Raw genomic sequence first — 18,092 nt, forward strand, 5'->3', positions numbered from 1 at the left:
TGTCACTGGATAAAATCTAAAGGTTCGTTCAGGGTATTCCATATTTTCATGAGAGTAGTGTACTACGTTCAATATCAAACGCTTAAATGACATCAGCGGGGTTTCACGTTTCTTATGAATGGGATAGATGTAGCGTATGGCTTCTTTGACTTCTTTTAGTTGCTGATCGTCGCCTTCCATATAACGACGGATAAACTCAAAATAACTGATTAGACTTTTATCAAAAACTTCATCTTGAAAGGCTAGTGCAAACATGCCTGTAACGGTTTCACCATCCTTATCAAAGGTCACGGCTCTGATGTCTTTATCTTCATTAATATAGGCAATAAAAAAGGTTAAGTCGTCCCAGTTATATACTTCTACTTTACGGTTATATTGACGGACATAGACTTTACGAGTTTTACGATTAAAGCGGATAGGAGAATGCCATGTGGTAAATAACTCGGTTGAGAGCACATTTATTAATAAACCAAAGAATATTGGTATTATGACAACGAAAAAAACCACTATAGATAAGATAAAAATATCAAAATTATTGATTAAATCGGCTAGAAGAAACCCATAAAGACTAGTCATAGAAAGTCCAACAAACCCTATAAGCAATCCCCATCCTACCGCATCGCCACGTCTTCTTTCATTGCGACCAGTGGTCTCAAGATAAGTCGAATTAAACTGTACCACCGTTTGTTGAGGGTGCAATGGCACATCATAGGTTTTATCTTTTTCCAAAGACACTGTTTTATGGATGCCTTTAACGTCTGCAAGCTTTTGCCCAACTGCCTGATAACCAGGGGTCAAAAATGGTGGCTTCTTGGTCAGTCGAAACCGTCCTTCCATGTCTACAATATATCCGCTCATTATTAGTTATCCTTTAGGTCTATATCTTCACCTGCTACAGCACGGTCGAACTGGTCAAACTCATATTTGATTGACCTTGTTTTAGCAGCGCCGATACCTATAAATATATTGCATCCTACACACAATTTTCGGACAGTTGTTCTGTTACACTATATTTTTTATTCTGTTGATGATAAATACCAAAAAAATAAACCGCCCCACTCTTAGAGCTAGGACGGTCAGACCAATCGTTTACATAAAATTACCGCTCATACCAATACCCTAGTGATAAACACCTTCTATCCTGTTGCGTTTTGTCGGGCAGTTGGACAAAGCCGTAATGGAGCAACTATAAAGATACACCTATCCTGTGATGCCGATGGATATCCGCTCGATTTTAAAATCACTGGGGTGAGGTTCACCACAGTCAAGTTGCAGATGAATTGAGGACACGCCCTAGTATGTAGGGCTGAAAAATGAAATCTGATTACATCCTAAAATAACAACGCTTCTTAGCCTCATTTTACCAAAGACAAATAGAGTAAACCCCTATGTCAAAACTTAGCTCACTCAACATAAAGATACTGCTTGGCTTGTGTTTATTCATTGTAAGTTTGTTTATTGCTATAAATACCTATGAAAAACATGAGGAAAAGGTTATGAGAGAGAATAAAGTCGTCGAATGGAGTGCTCGTACAGCAGGAGCCAACTATACCCTATATAAATCGGACAACTTTGGTACGGAAATTAGTTTACAAGCATCGGATAAAATACCCAGTTACAGTACCAGCTTTTATTTAGCAGACGATACTTGGCTGCGCTCGCTTGTTGGCGGCTCTGGTTCTTGGGGCTACGGTAGTACTCCACTGGGCGGTAATAGGTTTGAACAGCCACTACCTGATAAAGTACGTGTTACTTATTTAGACAATGTAGCCAACCAGTACTATCAAGGCGAGCATAATCTGCCTACCGATAAGATATATGCGCTGATGACTAATACTGACAAGAATATGGAAAGTGAACGCCTTAATGATGTGGGATTTGATAGCAACTATTACGCCATTGAACTGGCTTTTGCTCCTAACGGTTGGGTTATAGTGTTTGTCACAGGATGGCCAGGACGTAAAGAGATCGCCTCATTTCAAGCAACCCCTATCGAGCCTGATCCAAAAACACTAGAAGGTGAGCCGGTATCTAGTGACGATGAATATCTTTATATTGACTACAAATATTATCTAAAGAATAAAGATATTACCAAAAACAAAAGCCTTTCAGCATTTAAGGATAAAAGCCCAGAGGGTTATGAGCAATGGCAATCAGGCGCATGGACTATCTCATCAGACTGGTACAAGCAGATGCAGACCAAATACCCTTGGAATCTATCTATCAGTATCGATGGGCAAGAATGGAATGGCGAATACTACGCTGAATTTGCCAATATCGAAAGATTTACCGTACTCGATGAGCAGTTGGGTAAATACGAAAACACGCTTAAAGCAGTACCTACTAAAATAAGAACGTGGGCGACTGATCAAGAGTCTGGCGAGCGCACCGAAGCTGAAGTACATCTATACCCTAGACCGCAGTGGTCTGCTCGAAGTCTTAGGAATGCCTCCTATCAGCCCTACTACCAAGACCCCAATCTAAACCGCTTCTTTAAATACTTTAAAGAGTTATATCCCAATCGTTCCCTTGTAACTAATGAAGAGCCAGCCAGTCATGATGAGTTTGCAACTCTCAAGATAAACTTTGATAAAGACTTAGTTTTAACCGAAGCTTACTTGCAAAAGGGCAATCAGAAAATACCGATTGAAGGCGCTTATCAATTTTCTCGTGCGCCAATAGATCTTGAAGAAGGTCAATATACCGCTGAACGGGGTTATCCTTTATTTATTACTGAACCAAATGCAGAAGACTTAAGCGATCCTGCGTTTGTGGATATTGATTGAGCCAAATATTAGTGTCGATTGCGGTAACGTTGATATTAATCGCTATTTTTGCATTACTAACGGTAGCATTGGCGTGTTTGTGGATAATAACTGATATGGCTTACTGGGTAATACAGTATTAATAATTATTCATCTGATGACAGTTATCAAGCTTGATGAGATGGAAATTTATATGTAAGAGGTAGTACTCGATAAAAGAATAGCGCTTATTATTTTAATGACTGAGTGGAGTTAGCGACACAACGTACTGATGTTGCACGATTTTGATTAAGTTTAGAATCGTCATCAATTAGAGGTGGATTGGGCAATTTATGCCAGCGCCCTACAGTCACAGGGCCCATAAACTTAATGTTTCTAGCACTACCTTCATTGGCATCCACGCTGCGCAATACTTTTTCTTTACCAGTTGATGGACCTTGTGGGTTATGCTCAGGACTATTTCCATAATACTTGGCATCATACCAATCAATCATCCACTCATAGTTTTGATTGGTCATATCATGCAGTCCTAATGGATTGGGTGGATATAAACCAACAATTGGTACGTCCAAAATACTGTTGTATTTCTTACTTACTTCCTGTTTTTGCGCAAATGTCCATACATTACGTCCATCATCTACTTTGCCAGTATCGGTTGGGAATAACACATACTGACCGCGATTACGCGCCGCATACTCCCACTGAGCTTCGGTCGGTAAACTCATCGGCACTTCCAGCTGTTGACCCAGCCACTGACAATAGTGCTGCGCGCCTTGCCAGTTGATTCCAGCAGCAGCATTAGGCTGATGTAGTTCTATGGCGTACTCTTGCATTCCTTCTCTAGGCTTTCCTGTCGCCATACTATAGATATCAAAGTCACCAAATGTTGCCTTGTAAGCATTCATACTAAAGCTATCCAGTGTCACCTTATGCAATGACTTATTATCACTACCGCTAGAGATTGGCAGCCCTTCCGTCCAGTCAAGTTTAGGACCAAAGTCACCCATCTCATAGCTGCCACCTTCGATAAAGCGCATGTTGGCTTTTTGCTGCGCTAAGAAGTCAGCTAGTTGCTGCTGTTCAGCATTGGTTAAATTGCTACGGGTTTGCGGCACACCGTTACTATCTGCCGAAGTCACAGGCTCTTTAGCGCAAGCAGTCATGGCAAATAGCGGTAAGATGAACAAAGATACGAATAAAGGCTTTAGCGTCATAACAAGCTACAGTGATTTTTTGTTGAGAATTCAGAAGGATTATACTAATAATTTGTGTGGATTGTCTAAGTAGAGATATTAAATAACTCAACGAACATCATAGACAGACTTGACGAGCTTGCTTGAAGTGAATGATTTGGATTTTATCTTACCAACGACACTTAAGTTGCTGGCTTTGACAAGTTTGTTGGTGAACTGATGGGTGAAATCTTTTCGGGTATTTTTGATTTTGGTACGTTGAGCAATGGCTGGTTTTTCAACATAGTGATGAGTGATTTTAGTTTGCAACTTATCGCCATCACTGCTGACGCCTGACTCCACACCCTAGAAGTGATATGATTTTACGGCGCTTTTTGATAAAAAAAGAGCTTAATAAATCAGCTCTTATTTATATTGTCTTATATCTATAGTCAGTGAGAAGTAATATCGCTACATCACGTACTGCAGGTACCGTTTTTTCTTGCTTGCTGTGCCTACGCAGACAGAGGCTGCAAAAAAACTATACCCGCAGTATCGTAGCGTTTTTAAAGTATTTTAACTCACCACCGTCATACTTTACCGTAGACCTTGCTCAATATACTTATCTTTGTGCTTATATCCCTATTTCGGATTGCATGACCGCACTTATTTTAATCGGTACCGCAAAGCCCCATGGCGCACCACCACTGCAATAAAAAAAACCATCGCTAAATGACACAATATAAGCGGTAAAATCATTACCACAATGATCCATCATAGCGAGCTCGTCACTCTCATCACAAACTGCACACCATATCTGCTTATCACCACGTAATATCATCGCTCGTGTTAAATCGCTTCCCTTCAAATCGTTATTCATCATTAGCCCCTCAATCATCCTAAACCCTTTAACAACAGCACATTGTTAAAGAATTAATTTCACCAACACTCAATCTCAGTATCGGCATGAGCTATAAGCAACTACTGCGGTATGTATGAAAAACAGCCCAAGGCGTTGCTTACTTTTTTTACAAAAATCCATTCCTTTGGACACTATAGTGTAAAACACCCTAATCGAAACTAACATATCTAATTTTGAAATACATGACAAACGGTGAAATTGTCAGGACAAATGGTAGGTTACGTTGACTAATATTTGAGGGTAATGGACATTTATCATGCTGGTACAGTTTTAAAGGGACTCGACTATATCACTATACTGTCTTTTCCTACCTGACTATTTATCTACCTACTCAAAATTCGTTAAAATTCAGCTAATAACACTAAAAAAGCGGCTAAATCAGGTAAAATAGTGATTATGACAGCTTTTATAAACCTTAATCCTCGTAAAATTATTCATATAGATATGGATGCTTTTTATGCCAGTGTAGAGCAACGCGACTTTCCTGAGTTGCGCGGTAAACCATTGGTCGTTGGCGGTGATCCAAGTGGTCGAGGTGTGGTCGCGGCAGCCAGCTATGAAGTACGTAAATTTGGCGTACGCTCGGCTATGTCTTGCTATGAAGCGCGAAAACGTTGTCCCGAGGTGATATTTGTCAGGCCGCGTTTTGAGGTCTATCGGGCAGTAAGTAGCGACATCCGTCAAATCATGCACAGTTTAACACCGCACGTTGAGCCGCTATCGTTGGATGAGGCGTATCTTGATGTCACAGGGCTACAAGTCCATAAGGGATCAGCGACATTAATGGCCAATTGGCTAAGAGCGCAAATCCTACAGCACACAGGTCTGAACGCATCTGCTGGCGTATCATTTAACAAGATGCTGGCCAAAATTGCCTCTGATATCAATAAACCCAATGGTACAGCCATTATCACCCCAGCAGATGCCGATGCCTTTATTAGCACCTTGCCTATCGAGCGCTTCCACGGTATTGGCAAAGCGACTGCCAAGCGCTTGCATGCGATGGGTATCAGTAATGGCGCTGACCTTCGACGCACGCCAGCCGCTGTATTGGTACAGGAATTTGGCAAGCGTGGACAGTTTTATCACGATATCGCTCATGGGCGTGACAAGCGTGCGGTGAAATCTGAGCGGACGCACAAGTCTGTTGGCTCGGAGACCACTTTTAGAGACAATCTAAGTGATGATGACCAATTACGCGTACAGATTTATGAGCAAAACGCCGATGCCTTTACTCAATTGCAAAAAAAACAGCTACTCGCCTATACCATTACGCTTAAAATCAAATACGCAGATTTTACTCAAATTACCCGCTCACACACGCTATCGACGGCATTTGATAGCGCTAAGTCTGCGCATTATTGGCTCAATAAATTATTTTTAGACATTCCTCGTGGGCTACCTATTCGCCTAGTGGGCGTGACTTTTTCTTCATTAACCCCTGCTGCGCAATTACTACCGCAGTTGAATTTATTTGAATAAGCTAGGCCGTGTCTTAGGGCGTGTCCTCATTTTGAAAATGGTGATAAAAATGAGATAAATTGCAGTCAAACAAGGAAAATAGCACAGATAATATCAAGATATTAGCCAGCTATTTGACACAGTTTGGCAAGATTTAGCCATTTTTAGCCCATTTAGTTGATTTCGTTCAGATTGAGGACATGCCCTAGACTTATTATAAAATAAGCAGCCGACTCTAAATATTTTATTGACGGTAATATCAACACTTAACGCTTAGGCTATTTAGTATTTCCAAATGGTTTTCAAACGACTTTCAAGTGGCTTTTATGCGCATAAGTCCTTATTAAACCATCCTTTCATAGGTCTGTTTCTGCTACAATTACACCAAAATTATATATTCATATAAAGACTGATTATGACCAATTCCCACACTGTGCACTCTGATACCAACACCTTGATTGATACCGATAAAAACAACGGCGGCTTAAACTACTTGAGCGTTGAGGATTATGATTATGTGCTACCAGACAGCCTGATTGCACGCTATCCCTTAACGCAGCGTTCTGCCTCAAAATTACTATACTTGCCTGCTGATAATCAAAGTGATAAATCTCACATAAAGGATCGTTTGTTTGCTGAGTTGCCTGACTTATTAAATACTGGGGACCTGATTGTATTTAATGATACAAAAGTCATGAAAGCGCGGCTATTTGGTCAAAAAGATACAGGCGGTAAGATTGAAGCATTGATTGAGCGTTTGGTTGCTATCTCAGATTTAGACATCACGACTTTACATTTAAAGTCTACAGATGATGAGTCTATTAAAACAGAGCACGTTGCGCTTTGTCATATTAAAGCGAGTAAAGCGCTTAAGCTTGGGCAACGTCTGCAACTTGCTGATGGTCATATGCATGCAATGATGATTGGTCGTCAGGACAATTTATTTATTTTAGCCTTTGATGCGCCTATTTTGCCGCATTTAGAGCTTTATGGTGAGCTACCTATTCCGCCTTACTTTGAGCGTCATGCTGATGACACAGACAACACTCGATATCAAACGGTTTTTCACGACCCAACCAAGCTTGCCAGTGTGGCCGCCCCTACCGCAAGCCTACATTTTGATGAAACGGTACTGAGCAAACTTGCTGCAAAAGGGATTAATACTGCTTTTGTCACCTTGCATGTTGGTGCAGGCACATTTGCGCCAGTGAAAACAGACAACTTGCTCAATCACACCATGCATAGCGAATACGCCCATCTACCACAAGCCACTGCCGACCTTATTAATCAAACTCATGCCAATGGCAAGCAGGTTATCGCGATTGGTACGACAGTGACACGCGTGCTCGAAACGGCTTATCAAAAAACAGCAGTTGACGGGCAAGCGCTCTCTAGCTGGTCCGGTGACACCGATATATTTATTTATCCGGGGTTTGAGTTCGGGGTGATAGATCGACTGTTGACCAATTTTCATCTGCCCAAATCCACACTCTTAATGCTAGTATCGGCATTTTCGGGTAAAAGCGCTATTGAGCATGCTTACCAACATGCTATTAATAAGCAGTACCGCTTCTTTAGCTACGGCGATGCCATGTTGCTTGATAAAGCAGCCGTTGCTTAAGTAATCAATGATAGTCGAGGAAAAACTTATGGAACACAATTCAAACATTTTGTGTATTGGTAACAACAGTTGTGAAATAAACTGGTAAACTAAACGCTATTTTGTTATAACAACAAAGATAACCTACATCCTAAAGGGCTGCACATGTCTTGTCATTTATCTCATCGCTTGACTACTGTACATCGCGCGGTATCGATGGCATTACTTTGTTCTATAAGTTACGCAGCCTTAGTGTCGAGTGCGCAAGCTGCAACGATTGGTAAGACGGTTGTCACCTCTTCTCAACATGAGCCTCTCGCAGCAAGTATCATGGTTACCAACATCCACGCGGCTGACTTTTCAGCAAGCTTAGCAAACTCACATATTTATCAACAAATGGGTTTGACACCAACTGACTCGATGACCGTCCGCTTTAAGCCAACTTCCGCGACCAGTGGTCAAGTATTTATTACCACCTCGCAGCCTGTATCTAAACCATTTGCAGATGTGGTGCTAGCCATCAATGATAAAGGCCAACGTAATGTTGTGCCCAAGACATTGTTGATGCCACTCAGCGATGGCATACCTATAGATGGCGTCCCTATAAAAACCGCTAAAAATATCGTAACGGGTGCAAAAAAACCTAACTTACCAAGCGTGTCGGCAAACAATGATCAGCCATTGACTGTCAGAAAAGGCACACCGCCGCCCTTAATATCATCACTTAAAACATCAGAACCTAAAATATCAGCGCCTCAGTCATCAACAGAGTTATTGGCTTCAAAATTGCCAGCACCCAATATTCAGGCACCGACAGTGACCTCTACCTTGCAAGGTAACAACCTTACTTATGCCCCTAGTCGTCTGGATAATGGTCGTTTGAATAATGATCGTTTAAACAACGGCTTTGAGGTGAAAAACACAGCCAACAACTCGGATGCTAATGGTAGCAAGCGTAGCTCGGCAAGCCGCCTAGACAATGGCCGCTTAAGTAAAAACACAAGCAATGCTGTTATGACAGCTGATGCTAGTAATCTCGACATCAGCTCTGCTAAAAACGTATCTAATGATGTTGCAAATGATGTAAAAAACAATAAAAACGTCGCTGATAATAAAGGTGCAAGTAGCAAGGCACTGATAGCTGCTGAGAATCCTGATAAATCATTCGACACTTTAAACATAGAAATCATCCGCCAGATACAGCCAAGTGATAAAACAGATGCTAGTGCTAGCATAACGGCAGCGTCACCTCTTACGCCAACACCAAACAACGACGTCTTAGACACATCGAACGCTAACTCTGAGGTTAGTAATACAGCTACATCCGCTACTTCAAGCGGTAATATACCCGCTAATACATCGCCTAAGCTCAACAATAATAATAGTACTACTGCTGTCACAGCAACTAGTAACAGTGCAGCCCAGTATCAAGTACAACGCAACGATAGCCTATGGGTTATCGCACAGCAGATCGCGAAGGAAAATAATTTAGACATTCAGACAGTAATGAAGCAAATTCAAACGCAAAACCCCGGTGCTTTTATTAATAAAGATGCTGGTCAATTAAAAGCCGATGCCAAGCTCAGCTTACCCAGTTACGATGTCGTCCCATCACAGCAGAATTTAGAAGCTGCTATTAGCGCGCAAAAACAATATAGCCGCCGAGCGAATACACCGGTAATAAAGAAAACCACTAAAACACCCCCTAAGACAGCTCAAGCGACCAAGCGCCCTAAAAAGCCAAAAATTACTAAAACGCAAACACTGCCTAAAGCACAGTTCTCATTGCTCGCTCCTGGTCGTAATGGTAGCGCGGATGGCACTCAAGAGAAGTCAGCTTCGGCGACGGGTAACGGCCTCAGTACAGATATATTAGCAACCCTCAAGGCATCAAGAAAAAACACAGCATCACAAGCTCAGCAATTGTCAAAAATCAGTAGTGCACTTGATAGCTATACCAAAAAAATTCAATTACAAAACCAAAAACTGGCTGAGCTACAAGCTCGTCTCGAAAAACTACGCAATCAATAACTGCCTGACTGATCAACGCAATATGCCGCGATCATAGGCGTGGGAGTAACTATGGACAATATGCTATATATCATCGCAGGATTGGTGCTTATATTATTAATAGCTGGATTGGTATTGCGCAAAAAGAAAGCGCAACAACCTCCGACCCAGCCGTATGTAAAATCAGGAAGAGATGCCTCTACTCCAACACCGATGCCAAAAGCAGATATTGACACTACCATCCCGAGCAACAAAGAGGGTGACAATAAATTCGATCATATTGCGATTGCCCAACGCTTTATGGATCAGCAGCGCTATGACAAAGCGATTGAAACGCTTAACCGTGGGCTAATCGAAAGACCTAAAGATAACCAGCTGTCTCTTAAACTACTCAGCATATATGCGACCATTAATCAGCCAGAAAACTTCAATAAAGTTTATGATGCGATTAAAATACAGAATGACGCAGAAAGCATTGTGTTGGCCGATGAGTTAAAGACGTTGTTTTTTGAAGAACAGAATTCAGAACTCACACAAAACCTACCAGTGGAAGAAGAAAAGAACTTTGAGAGTATCGATTTTGACCTCCCTACCCATCAAGTCGATCAGCAAAACACACTAGCTGAAGAACCAGTCGTTGACTCTTACAGTGATACATCGATAAATGAAACTATCGAGGATAGCTTCGATCTTACACTGAGTGATTTAGAGAACGATCTTAACGAACCTAACACAACCGATGCTGCGCCTGCCACAACATTAGATATGGCAGACGATGAAAGCCTCAATACGGTTAATATCGATACATCTGGTAATGACGCGGCAATCGTCGAAGACAGTAACTTAAATAATCTTAGTAACTCTGATGACCTTAGTGACTTCGACTTTAGCCTTGATTTACCTGAAGAAAATGACACCCTAACGACAACTTCGATAGCTTCAGACAGCGCTGATAGTACTAACGAAGAAATGGCACTAGAAGATGAAGAATTTGTTTTAGATTTTGACGATTTAGTCAGCGATACCGATAAAGATACTGATGCAACAATTGCTGCAGAATTAACTAGCGATGCAAGCCAAAGCCTTGAAGATGATTTTACATTGTCTTTAGAAAGTCTCGATGAGTCAAATAGTCTAGAAAGTGCGTTAGAAAGCGACAAACCTACCTTTGAATCCAATAGTGATATTGATGGTCTTGTGCTAGAAGATAATGGCTTTGAAAGCATCAACCTCGAAGAATCGTTTAAGGATAATGAGCTAGAAATCAGCCAGCCTGAAGAAACCAGTGTTGCACCGACTGCACCCATGCTATTCGACGACAATACCTCACTAGATGATGCGTATGATTTAGACGCGCCAACAGCAGCTACCCCAGTCGACGTTGAGACTGAGATTGCGACTGAAGAAAGCTTTTCTACTGAAGGGCCTGTTGAAACAGCAGAAGACTTCTCATCGCGCTTTGCAGCAGACTTTGATTTTGTAAAAGCATTAGACAGCAATCAAGTGACACTGGATTTGGCTGGCCAATACTTACAGTTGGGTGAGTATGACAGCGCCAAACGTCTGCTCAATGAAGTAATCAATCAAGGCAATAGCGAACAACAAAGCCAAGCACAAGCATTACTGGAGCGTACAGCATAGCAATAATGCATAAACGGCTGTTATTCGAACACTAAAAACCATATCGGCAAGTATTCTATCGCTGAAGAATACTTGCCGATTTTTTTGCATTTAGCCTTTATACTCTTTATTATCACAATAAGACATGCTGTAGCTGCTACTAGAGTACCTCCTTCATCTTCCTTTACTGCATCAATATAAGCCAACCTCTGCTATGACAAAGACACTCTCCGACCCTATTCAACTGATTTATGCTGGTGGTACATTTGGTAGCTACGGCCGACCTTTAACGCCTTTATCGGCAGAGATATTTTTGCCAACGTTGCAAACACTACTGACCGAACAAGACAACGCCGTCAATTTACCAAAAATCTCTTGGTTAGATAATGCCCTGATTAAAGACAGTAGCCAACTTACTCCCAATGATTTTGTGCATTTTTATCAGCTTTTACTGACCGCTTATGCACAAGGTGATAGGCGCTTTGTGTTAATCACTGGCACCGATACCTTGAGCTATTTGGGGGCATTTTTAGCAGAGGCATTTGCTGGCAGCGATATTTGTGTGGTGGTTACTGGCAGTATGCGTCCGTTATTGGACAGTGAGGTGTTGCACGACTACCGTATCGATGCTCATAGCGACGCGTGGGACAACCTTAACGATGCATTAAAAGTGGCCGCAGCAGGCGAATCAGGGGTTAAAATTAATTTTGGTGGTGAGTCGTGGCCTGCGCAAACGGTACAAAAAATTCACAGCCATGACTTGATGGCATTTACAGGGCACTCACGGGCAGCCTATCCCGCCAATAGCTATATCAAAAGCCTCCCAGACACCCGCCGAGTGCATTGGATCGACGATCAGCAAGCGGTGCTTAAGGATATCAAAACTCGCGCTGAGCAAGCTCGTATCCATGCCCTGTACTGCTTACCTAACAATACGGAAGTAATGAGCAATCAGCTACAGGCTTTATTATCACAACCGCCCTCTGGCATCATCTTGCTAGGGTTTGGCGCTGGTAATGTGCCTTACTCTGTAGCACTAGCAGAAACGTTAGATCTTGCTTATGAAAAAGGACATATGGTGATATGTGCCAGTCAATCACCATACGGTGGTGTCAGTGACACTTATGCAGCGGGTAGCTGGCAATACGATCATCAGGTAATTGCTGGTGGACGCTTAACCATTCCTGCCATTTATGCCCGACTATTATGGCTGTTACTGCGTTATGACAGTCCAGCGAAACGCCGTCAGCGCTGGTCAAATAATGTTAGTCAGACTGGGACAGCCATTAAAAAACGCTAAAGACGATACCGTTAATTTACTTCAAAAACGATACAGCACTATTGGCTATAATTTTATTTTGAACTGATTATATTACTCTCCACCAATGATAAGCACCAAAACTACCATGTCCGACACCAATATTAGCGAATCTGAAGGCTCGCCAACCTATACCTTAGCGATTGCTATTGAATTTTTAGGCACACATTACCATGGCTGGCAACGGCAGCGAGAAGTGCTAGGAGTACAAGAAGCGCTCGAGACAGCTATCAGCAAAGTCGCCAACGAACCAGTAGAGGTCGTTGCGGCGGGACGTACTGATGCCAGTGTGCATGCTAGCAATATGATCGCCCATTTCACCACTCATGCCTACCGCCCTACTCACAACTGGCTACGCGGTGTGAATAGCCTGTTGCCTGACGACATTGCTCTACGCTGGATCCAACCGATGCCAGCAGACTTTCATGCGCGCTTTGGTGCTATTGCCCGCCGTTATCGCTATATCACTCTCAATCAGCCACAGCGCCCTGCTATCCTCAATCACCAAGTGACCCATATTTATGAGCCTCTTGATTTGGCAGCGATGCAACTGGCTGCGGCTGATATCGTTGGTACTCATGATTTTAGTAGCTACCGCGCCGCCGCGTGTCAATCCAATCAGCCAGTACGTACCATCAGCCACGCCAATCTCTTTGCCCATGGGCAATTTATCGTTTTTGATATTCAGGCCGATGGATTTTTGCATCATATGGTTCGTAACTTAATGGGGACGCTATATGCTATCGGCAGACACGAGTTAGCGCCAACAGATTTTCTGACTATTTTGCATAAAAAAGACCGTACCATTGCACCGCCGACCGCCTCTGGCGATGGTTTATACTTTATCAATGCTTATTATCCTGAACGCTTCCAGCGATTATTTCCAGATGCGCCTTTGACCCCTATCTGGTTAAACTTGCCTAACTAAAGTAATATAATCTGGCATACATATCACTTACAGACTGTCAAGCAAAAATCAGGTTCCGTATTGCTTTAATCCGCTAACTTACGTATAATATGGGCTTATTTTCAATCGATTGATACAAATTATGGCAAAAGACGATATTATTGAATTTGAAGGCGAAGTCATTGATACCCTTCCAAATACATTGTTTAAAGTTCGTTTAGAAAACGGACACGAAATTATTGCACACATCTCTGGCAAGATGCGTAAGCACTACATCCGCATTCTGACTGGTGATAAGGTTAAGGTTGAAATGACCCCCTATGATCTCACCAAAGGTCGCATTACTTATCGTGGTAAAAACTAATTTTTATTAACTGAAATGGTTATAAAAGCGTTTATATAAATACAGCCCGTTGTCGAACAGCTTCTTTATCGCTGATAGCTTATATACACACGAACGCTTGAGTGGTTTAACTGATAATAATAATGAAAATGCCAACCTGCTCATTATTGCCTATCAATATTTTAGTTTGTTAATACCTGTTTTTACCATAAAAAATACCGCTACATATGAGCGGTATTTTTGTGTCTGGATTTTATGGCTTTTTAAGACAACAATCTAAAAATAAAAATCAGAAATTTATTGGAATTCCACAGTCGCACCATCTTTGATAACACCTAAGAGCGATAACGCATCCCAGTTGGTTAAACGTATGCAACCTGCTGACGCTTGGCGGCTAATGCGATCAGGGTCTGGTGAACCATGAATACCATACGAAGGTTTACTCAGACCAATCCATACTGAGCCGACTGGATTATTAGGTCCTGGTGGTAAAATAGACTTACTCCCATCATCAGCCGTATAAGTATAGTTGGGCTCATGGACTTTCACTTCGACCGTATGGGTGCCTGTTGGCGACGGCGTTGCAGTGCTACCCACTGTGGTCGGATAGCTGGCAATCAAATTATCTTGGTCATCATAAGCATATAAAGTTTCAGTGGCTTTATCAGCGACCGCTCGACTGACAGGCTTGGTATTAGGGTTACCTGGATTATAAACAGTGATAGTCTCGCCCGCAGTAAAACTGGCGTTAGGGTTCAGTGTCTTGAGATATTTCTCGCTGATGTGGAATTTCTCCGCCAGCCCCTCTGTAATACGCTCATAATACATCCCATCGAGCTTGGCTTTTGCATTAGTATCAGCAGGTATCTTTGTGGTTTTGATATTGACATCCGACTCATTTAGCTGATAACTCACTAGAACTGGTTGTGCCGTAAGCTGCTCATCCTTAGTCAATGCTTGCCATGTCTCGCTATTTAACGTATCAGTCACCGCTAAACCATTTGTTTTTTGAAACGCTTGCATAGCTTTTCTGGTATTTTCACCCCAATAACCATCAATATGACCAACACCATTATGATGCCAGTTTAATAATGCTTGCAATTTTGTACCCGTACTGCGGTCAATCTCGCTACCTGCTGTCCAAGTAGCGGCATTAACTTTTTGGGCAACTTCTGGCAAATTGTCTGTCGTATATTTTATCGTAGGTAGTAGTTTATTCAGTGACGTTACTGTCTGGCTATCGCCTGTTAGCTTTTGACTGACCTCATTGGTCACCGGACTACTGTCTTTTATCGCACTGCCGTCTTTTATCGCACTGCTGTCTCTTATCGCACTGCTATCTTTTATCGCCCTGCTATTTTTTACCATATTAGTAGCGACGTTACGATCAATACTCATGCTATCCGTAGTATTTTTACCATCAGTGGTTGCGGCCACACTATGACCCATAAAAACTGCCGTTGATAGACCAATAACAGCTATCGCTCTGCTAATCTTCGTTAATTTATACATGTTATGCCCCTAATGTTTAAAAATAATTTTTATAAAAGTAATTCTTCTTTTATGATATGGCCGTCAAGGCTTGTTATTTTGAGTTTTGATGCTTTAATAGCCGATTTTGCTAAGATAAGGTTTTTACCACTATTTTTTTGCAGCAGTCATTTATCTTTCTAGTCGTTTATGTGCTGTTAATAATGTCATATCCCCCTGTGAGGATATAACAGCTTTATGTTAATAAAACCCTTGTCCTGCGGTGTCTGTGTTAAAAAAGGTACTTTTTTGGGAGTATATGGTTTAGTGTGTTACCGTTAGCAAATTTTTCAATCAAGCACAAAAAAACCCATAACTTTCTCAGCAAGTTATGGGTTTATCACTATAAGTATTTAAAAAATCAGCTCATATTAACGCAGTGTCTAGCGGTGTCTATTAGACCAGTTTGGCCAATACCGCCTGACCCATTTCTTTACAGCCCACTTGTTTGAGGCCAGCTTCACTATTATCCAAAATATCTACAGTGCGTAGACCGTCGTCTAGGACGTCGCTTACCGCTTGCTCAATCGCTTGCGCGGCTTCTTCTTGCTTAAAGGTATAACGCAGCATCATGGCAACCGATAAAATCGTTGCTAATGGATTGGCCTTATCTTGCCCTGCGATATCAGGCGCTGAACCGTGACATGGCTCATACATGCCTTTTCCTGATTCATCGAGACTTGCTGATGGTAGCATGCCGATGGAGCCTGTGAGCATCGCCGCTTCATCAGATAAGATATCCCCGAACATATTGCCCGTTACCATGACGTCGAACTGCTTGGGGTCTTTGATCAGCTGCATGCAGGCGTTGTCCGCATACATATGTGATAACGCTACGTCGGTATAATCCGCTTGCTGCATCTCAATCATGGTTTGCTTCCACAGCTCGGTAACTTCTAAGACATTTGCCTTATCCACTGAGCACACTTTTGCTGCCGTATCTGCTGCTTGCGCCCGTGTTTTCGCCAAGTCAAAAGCCACCTTGCCGATACGCTTAATCTCGCTAGTGCTATACACCATAGTGTTATAGCCTTGCTGCTCACCGTTTTCTAGGGTACGGATACCACGTGGCTCACCAAAATAGATACCGCCCGTCAGCTCACGAACGATCAGCAAATCTAAGCCTGAGATAATCTCAGGCTTGATGCTTGAGGCATTAGCAAGCTGCGGATAAAGCTTCGCCACACGCAGATTAGCAAATAGACCTAGCTCACCACGGATTTTAAGCAGACCACGCTCAGGACGCTTACTGCGTTCGATACCATCCCATTTTGGACCACCAACGGCTCCTAATAACACAGCATCTGCTGCGCGGGCTCGAGCTAATGTCTCAGCTGGCAAAGGCTCGCCAGTTGCATCGATAGCCACACCGCCAATCAATCCAGACTCCAGTGTTAACCCTAACGCAAACTTTTGATTGACCGCATTGAGCACATCAATGGCTTGAGTCATGATCTCAGGGCCGATACCATCGCCCGCTAATGTTAAAATCGTTGCCATACTGGTCCTTTTGAATAGTTTTTATTAACTTAGGTGGTTTTTTATTGATTTATTATCGCCGAATATAGCTAATGACTTAAAAAACAATGCTTTAAAAATCAATGTTTTAAAAATCAATGTATCGATGACGACACTTTAGCTCTTATACCTTAGCCTTTTTGGCTTTAGAGGTCGCTGGTACTGTCTTATTCATACTGGCTTCTACAAACTCACCCTGATGCTCGGTGCCCAGCTCTTTACAGAATCGGCGCTGTACCTGACTGCCTTGTAGTAGCTCGATACATAAAGGCTCAGGTGATGCTGTGTCAAGTAAGCTACCAGAGCTTTCACGAGACTTTTCTTGATAAGCGCGTAATTGGTATGTACCTGCCTCGACAAAATCATGAATCATCGCAAAACGTTCGACATAACCCACGTTGTTCTCTGGATAAAAATCGACATGTACTTCACGCTTGGCAGGTTTTACTCGAGCATAATAATTGGTCAGTCCTGGCATACCAGAGGCCGATAATGGCACAATTTTTATCGAGTTTTTATTGGCCAATGGTGTCATATCCATCTTTATAGACTCTTGCGAAATAGGCGCTTGCGAACGCTCATTATTAGCCGCTTTCATCGCGACCAGCATACTGGCATTGAAGGGTTTGTGTGTATCAGGCGCAATCACCAGAGTGCGGTCGATTTGTACAATCTCACAGTGATAAGTGCCTATACAAGCAATATTTACTTCACCATCGACAGCTTGAATATTCCCTGCCCACACCTTTGCTTCTTCGGCCTCATCTATTTTCTGATAACCAGTTAATAGCTGACAGCCTGATAGCAATAAGCTTGCAGTAACAACAGTACTGGTCCATAAAGCATAACGTTTTTTATTCATAATGGCGGCTACTATTCATAAGAGAGATAATAAAAGTTTGTCAAAACTACCCTTCATTTTAGCC

The 18,092-nt window shown here is 42.3% G+C and carries 14 protein-coding genes; 8 read left to right on the plus strand and 6 right to left on the minus strand.

The features are described from left to right. Window positions 1-858, minus strand: an 858-nt coding sequence (locus tag ACT3TU_RS01820; protein ID WP_444783987.1) for a DUF6708 domain-containing protein, incomplete at its 3' end; no start/stop codon positions are given. A 638-nt stretch (window positions 859-1,496) separates the two neighbouring features. On the opposite strand from ACT3TU_RS01820, the gene ACT3TU_RS01825 reads away from it, so the two are divergent. Further along, window positions 1,497-2,786, plus strand: a complete 1,290-nt coding sequence (locus tag ACT3TU_RS01825) for a DUF2931 family protein (protein WP_444783988.1) — start codon at window positions 1,497-1,499, stop codon at window positions 2,784-2,786. Window positions 2,787-2,995: 209 nt separating this feature from the next. Here ACT3TU_RS01825 and ACT3TU_RS01830 read toward each other — a convergent pair whose 3' ends face one another. Together ACT3TU_RS01830 and ACT3TU_RS01835 are read right to left on the minus strand one after the other, a co-directional pair. Beyond that, window positions 2,996-3,979 carry a formylglycine-generating enzyme family protein gene (locus ACT3TU_RS01830; RefSeq protein WP_444783989.1) on the minus strand — a complete coding sequence of 328 codons (984 nt, stop codon included), beginning with the start codon at window positions 3,977-3,979 and terminating at the stop codon, window positions 2,996-2,998. 592 nt (window positions 3,980-4,571) lie between these two features. Further along, on the minus strand, window positions 4,572-4,835 hold the full coding sequence (locus ACT3TU_RS01835; protein ID WP_225735188.1) for a hypothetical protein: 264 nt from the start codon (window positions 4,833-4,835) through the stop codon (window positions 4,572-4,574). Window positions 4,836-5,255: 420 nt separating this feature from the next. On the opposite strand from ACT3TU_RS01835, the gene dinB reads away from it, so the two are divergent. From dinB to infA, 7 genes are all read left to right on the plus strand, one after another. Beyond that, the gene (dinB, locus tag ACT3TU_RS01840) at window positions 5,256-6,341 is read left to right on the plus strand and encodes a DNA polymerase IV (RefSeq protein ID WP_444783990.1); all 1,086 of its coding nucleotides are present in this window, start codon (window positions 5,256-5,258) and stop codon (window positions 6,339-6,341) included. Between the two features lie 394 nt (window positions 6,342-6,735). Continuing rightward, complete coding sequence (gene queA / locus ACT3TU_RS01845) at window positions 6,736-7,941, plus strand: tRNA preQ1(34) S-adenosylmethionine ribosyltransferase-isomerase QueA (RefSeq protein ID WP_444783991.1); 1,206 nt, start codon at window positions 6,736-6,738, stop codon at window positions 7,939-7,941. Between the two features lie 144 nt (window positions 7,942-8,085). Further along, the gene (locus ACT3TU_RS01850) at window positions 8,086-9,951 is read left to right on the plus strand and encodes a type IV pilus assembly protein FimV (protein WP_444783992.1); all 1,866 of its coding nucleotides are present in this window, start codon (window positions 8,086-8,088) and stop codon (window positions 9,949-9,951) included. 51 nt (window positions 9,952-10,002) lie between these two features. Then, window positions 10,003-11,571, plus strand: coding sequence for a FimV/HubP family polar landmark protein (locus ACT3TU_RS01855; RefSeq protein ID WP_444783993.1), 1,569 nt, complete (start codon window positions 10,003-10,005; stop codon window positions 11,569-11,571). 193 nt (window positions 11,572-11,764) lie between these two features. Next, a complete protein-coding gene (locus ACT3TU_RS01860; RefSeq protein WP_192528867.1) occupies window positions 11,765-12,850 on the plus strand; it encodes an asparaginase in 1,086 nt (361 codons plus the stop codon). Between the two features lie 106 nt (window positions 12,851-12,956). Continuing rightward, on the plus strand, window positions 12,957-13,796 hold the full coding sequence (gene truA / locus ACT3TU_RS01865; protein WP_192528868.1) for a tRNA pseudouridine(38-40) synthase TruA: 840 nt from the start codon (window positions 12,957-12,959) through the stop codon (window positions 13,794-13,796). A 121-nt stretch (window positions 13,797-13,917) separates the two neighbouring features. Then, a complete protein-coding gene (infA, locus tag ACT3TU_RS01870) occupies window positions 13,918-14,139 on the plus strand; it encodes a translation initiation factor IF-1 (protein ID WP_068036477.1) in 222 nt (73 codons plus the stop codon). A 276-nt stretch (window positions 14,140-14,415) separates the two neighbouring features. On the opposite strand, the gene ACT3TU_RS01875 is transcribed toward infA, so the two are convergent. From ACT3TU_RS01875 to ACT3TU_RS01885, 3 genes are all read right to left on the minus strand, one after another. Beyond that, the gene (locus ACT3TU_RS01875) at window positions 14,416-15,630 is read right to left on the minus strand and encodes a L,D-transpeptidase family protein (RefSeq protein WP_444783994.1); all 1,215 of its coding nucleotides are present in this window, start codon (window positions 15,628-15,630) and stop codon (window positions 14,416-14,418) included. Window positions 15,631-16,044: 414 nt separating this feature from the next. Next, on the minus strand, window positions 16,045-17,148 hold the full coding sequence (gene leuB / locus ACT3TU_RS01880) for a 3-isopropylmalate dehydrogenase (RefSeq protein WP_192528870.1): 1,104 nt from the start codon (window positions 17,146-17,148) through the stop codon (window positions 16,045-16,047). 142 nt (window positions 17,149-17,290) lie between these two features. After that, the gene (locus ACT3TU_RS01885; RefSeq protein WP_192528871.1) at window positions 17,291-18,028 is read right to left on the minus strand and encodes a hypothetical protein; all 738 of its coding nucleotides are present in this window, start codon (window positions 18,026-18,028) and stop codon (window positions 17,291-17,293) included. Between the last annotated feature and the right edge of the window lie 64 nt (window positions 18,029-18,092).

Source organism: Psychrobacter sp. AOP3-A1-26, from assembly GCF_052378235.1.
Classification (GTDB): Bacteria; Pseudomonadota; Gammaproteobacteria; order Pseudomonadales; family Moraxellaceae; genus Psychrobacter.

What these genes read in the sequence shown, in the direction of transcription:
- ACT3TU_RS01825 (WP_444783988.1), top strand. Translation starts at nt 1,497, where the DNA reads ATGAGAGAGAATAAAGTCGTCGAATGGAGTGCTCGTACAGCAGGAGCC.
- ACT3TU_RS01830 (WP_444783989.1), bottom strand. Translation starts at nt 3,979, where the DNA reads ATGACGCTAAAGCCTTTATTCGTATCTTTGTTCATCTTACCGCTATTT.
- ACT3TU_RS01835 (WP_225735188.1), bottom strand. Translation starts at nt 4,835, where the DNA reads ATGATTGAGGGGCTAATGATGAATAACGATTTGAAGGGAAGCGATTTA.
- dinB (WP_444783990.1), top strand. Translation starts at nt 5,256, where the DNA reads ATGACAGCTTTTATAAACCTTAATCCTCGTAAAATTATTCATATAGAT.
- queA (WP_444783991.1), top strand. Translation starts at nt 6,736, where the DNA reads ATGACCAATTCCCACACTGTGCACTCTGATACCAACACCTTGATTGAT.
- ACT3TU_RS01850 (WP_444783992.1), top strand. Translation starts at nt 8,086, where the DNA reads ATGTCTTGTCATTTATCTCATCGCTTGACTACTGTACATCGCGCGGTA.
- ACT3TU_RS01855 (WP_444783993.1), top strand. Translation starts at nt 10,003, where the DNA reads ATGGACAATATGCTATATATCATCGCAGGATTGGTGCTTATATTATTA.
- ACT3TU_RS01860 (WP_192528867.1), top strand. Translation starts at nt 11,765, where the DNA reads ATGACAAAGACACTCTCCGACCCTATTCAACTGATTTATGCTGGTGGT.
- truA (WP_192528868.1), top strand. Translation starts at nt 12,957, where the DNA reads ATGTCCGACACCAATATTAGCGAATCTGAAGGCTCGCCAACCTATACC.
- infA (WP_068036477.1), top strand. Translation starts at nt 13,918, where the DNA reads ATGGCAAAAGACGATATTATTGAATTTGAAGGCGAAGTCATTGATACC.
- ACT3TU_RS01875 (WP_444783994.1), bottom strand. Translation starts at nt 15,630, where the DNA reads ATGTATAAATTAACGAAGATTAGCAGAGCGATAGCTGTTATTGGTCTA.
- leuB (WP_192528870.1), bottom strand. Translation starts at nt 17,148, where the DNA reads ATGGCAACGATTTTAACATTAGCGGGCGATGGTATCGGCCCTGAGATC.
- ACT3TU_RS01885 (WP_192528871.1), bottom strand. Translation starts at nt 18,028, where the DNA reads ATGAATAAAAAACGTTATGCTTTATGGACCAGTACTGTTGTTACTGCA.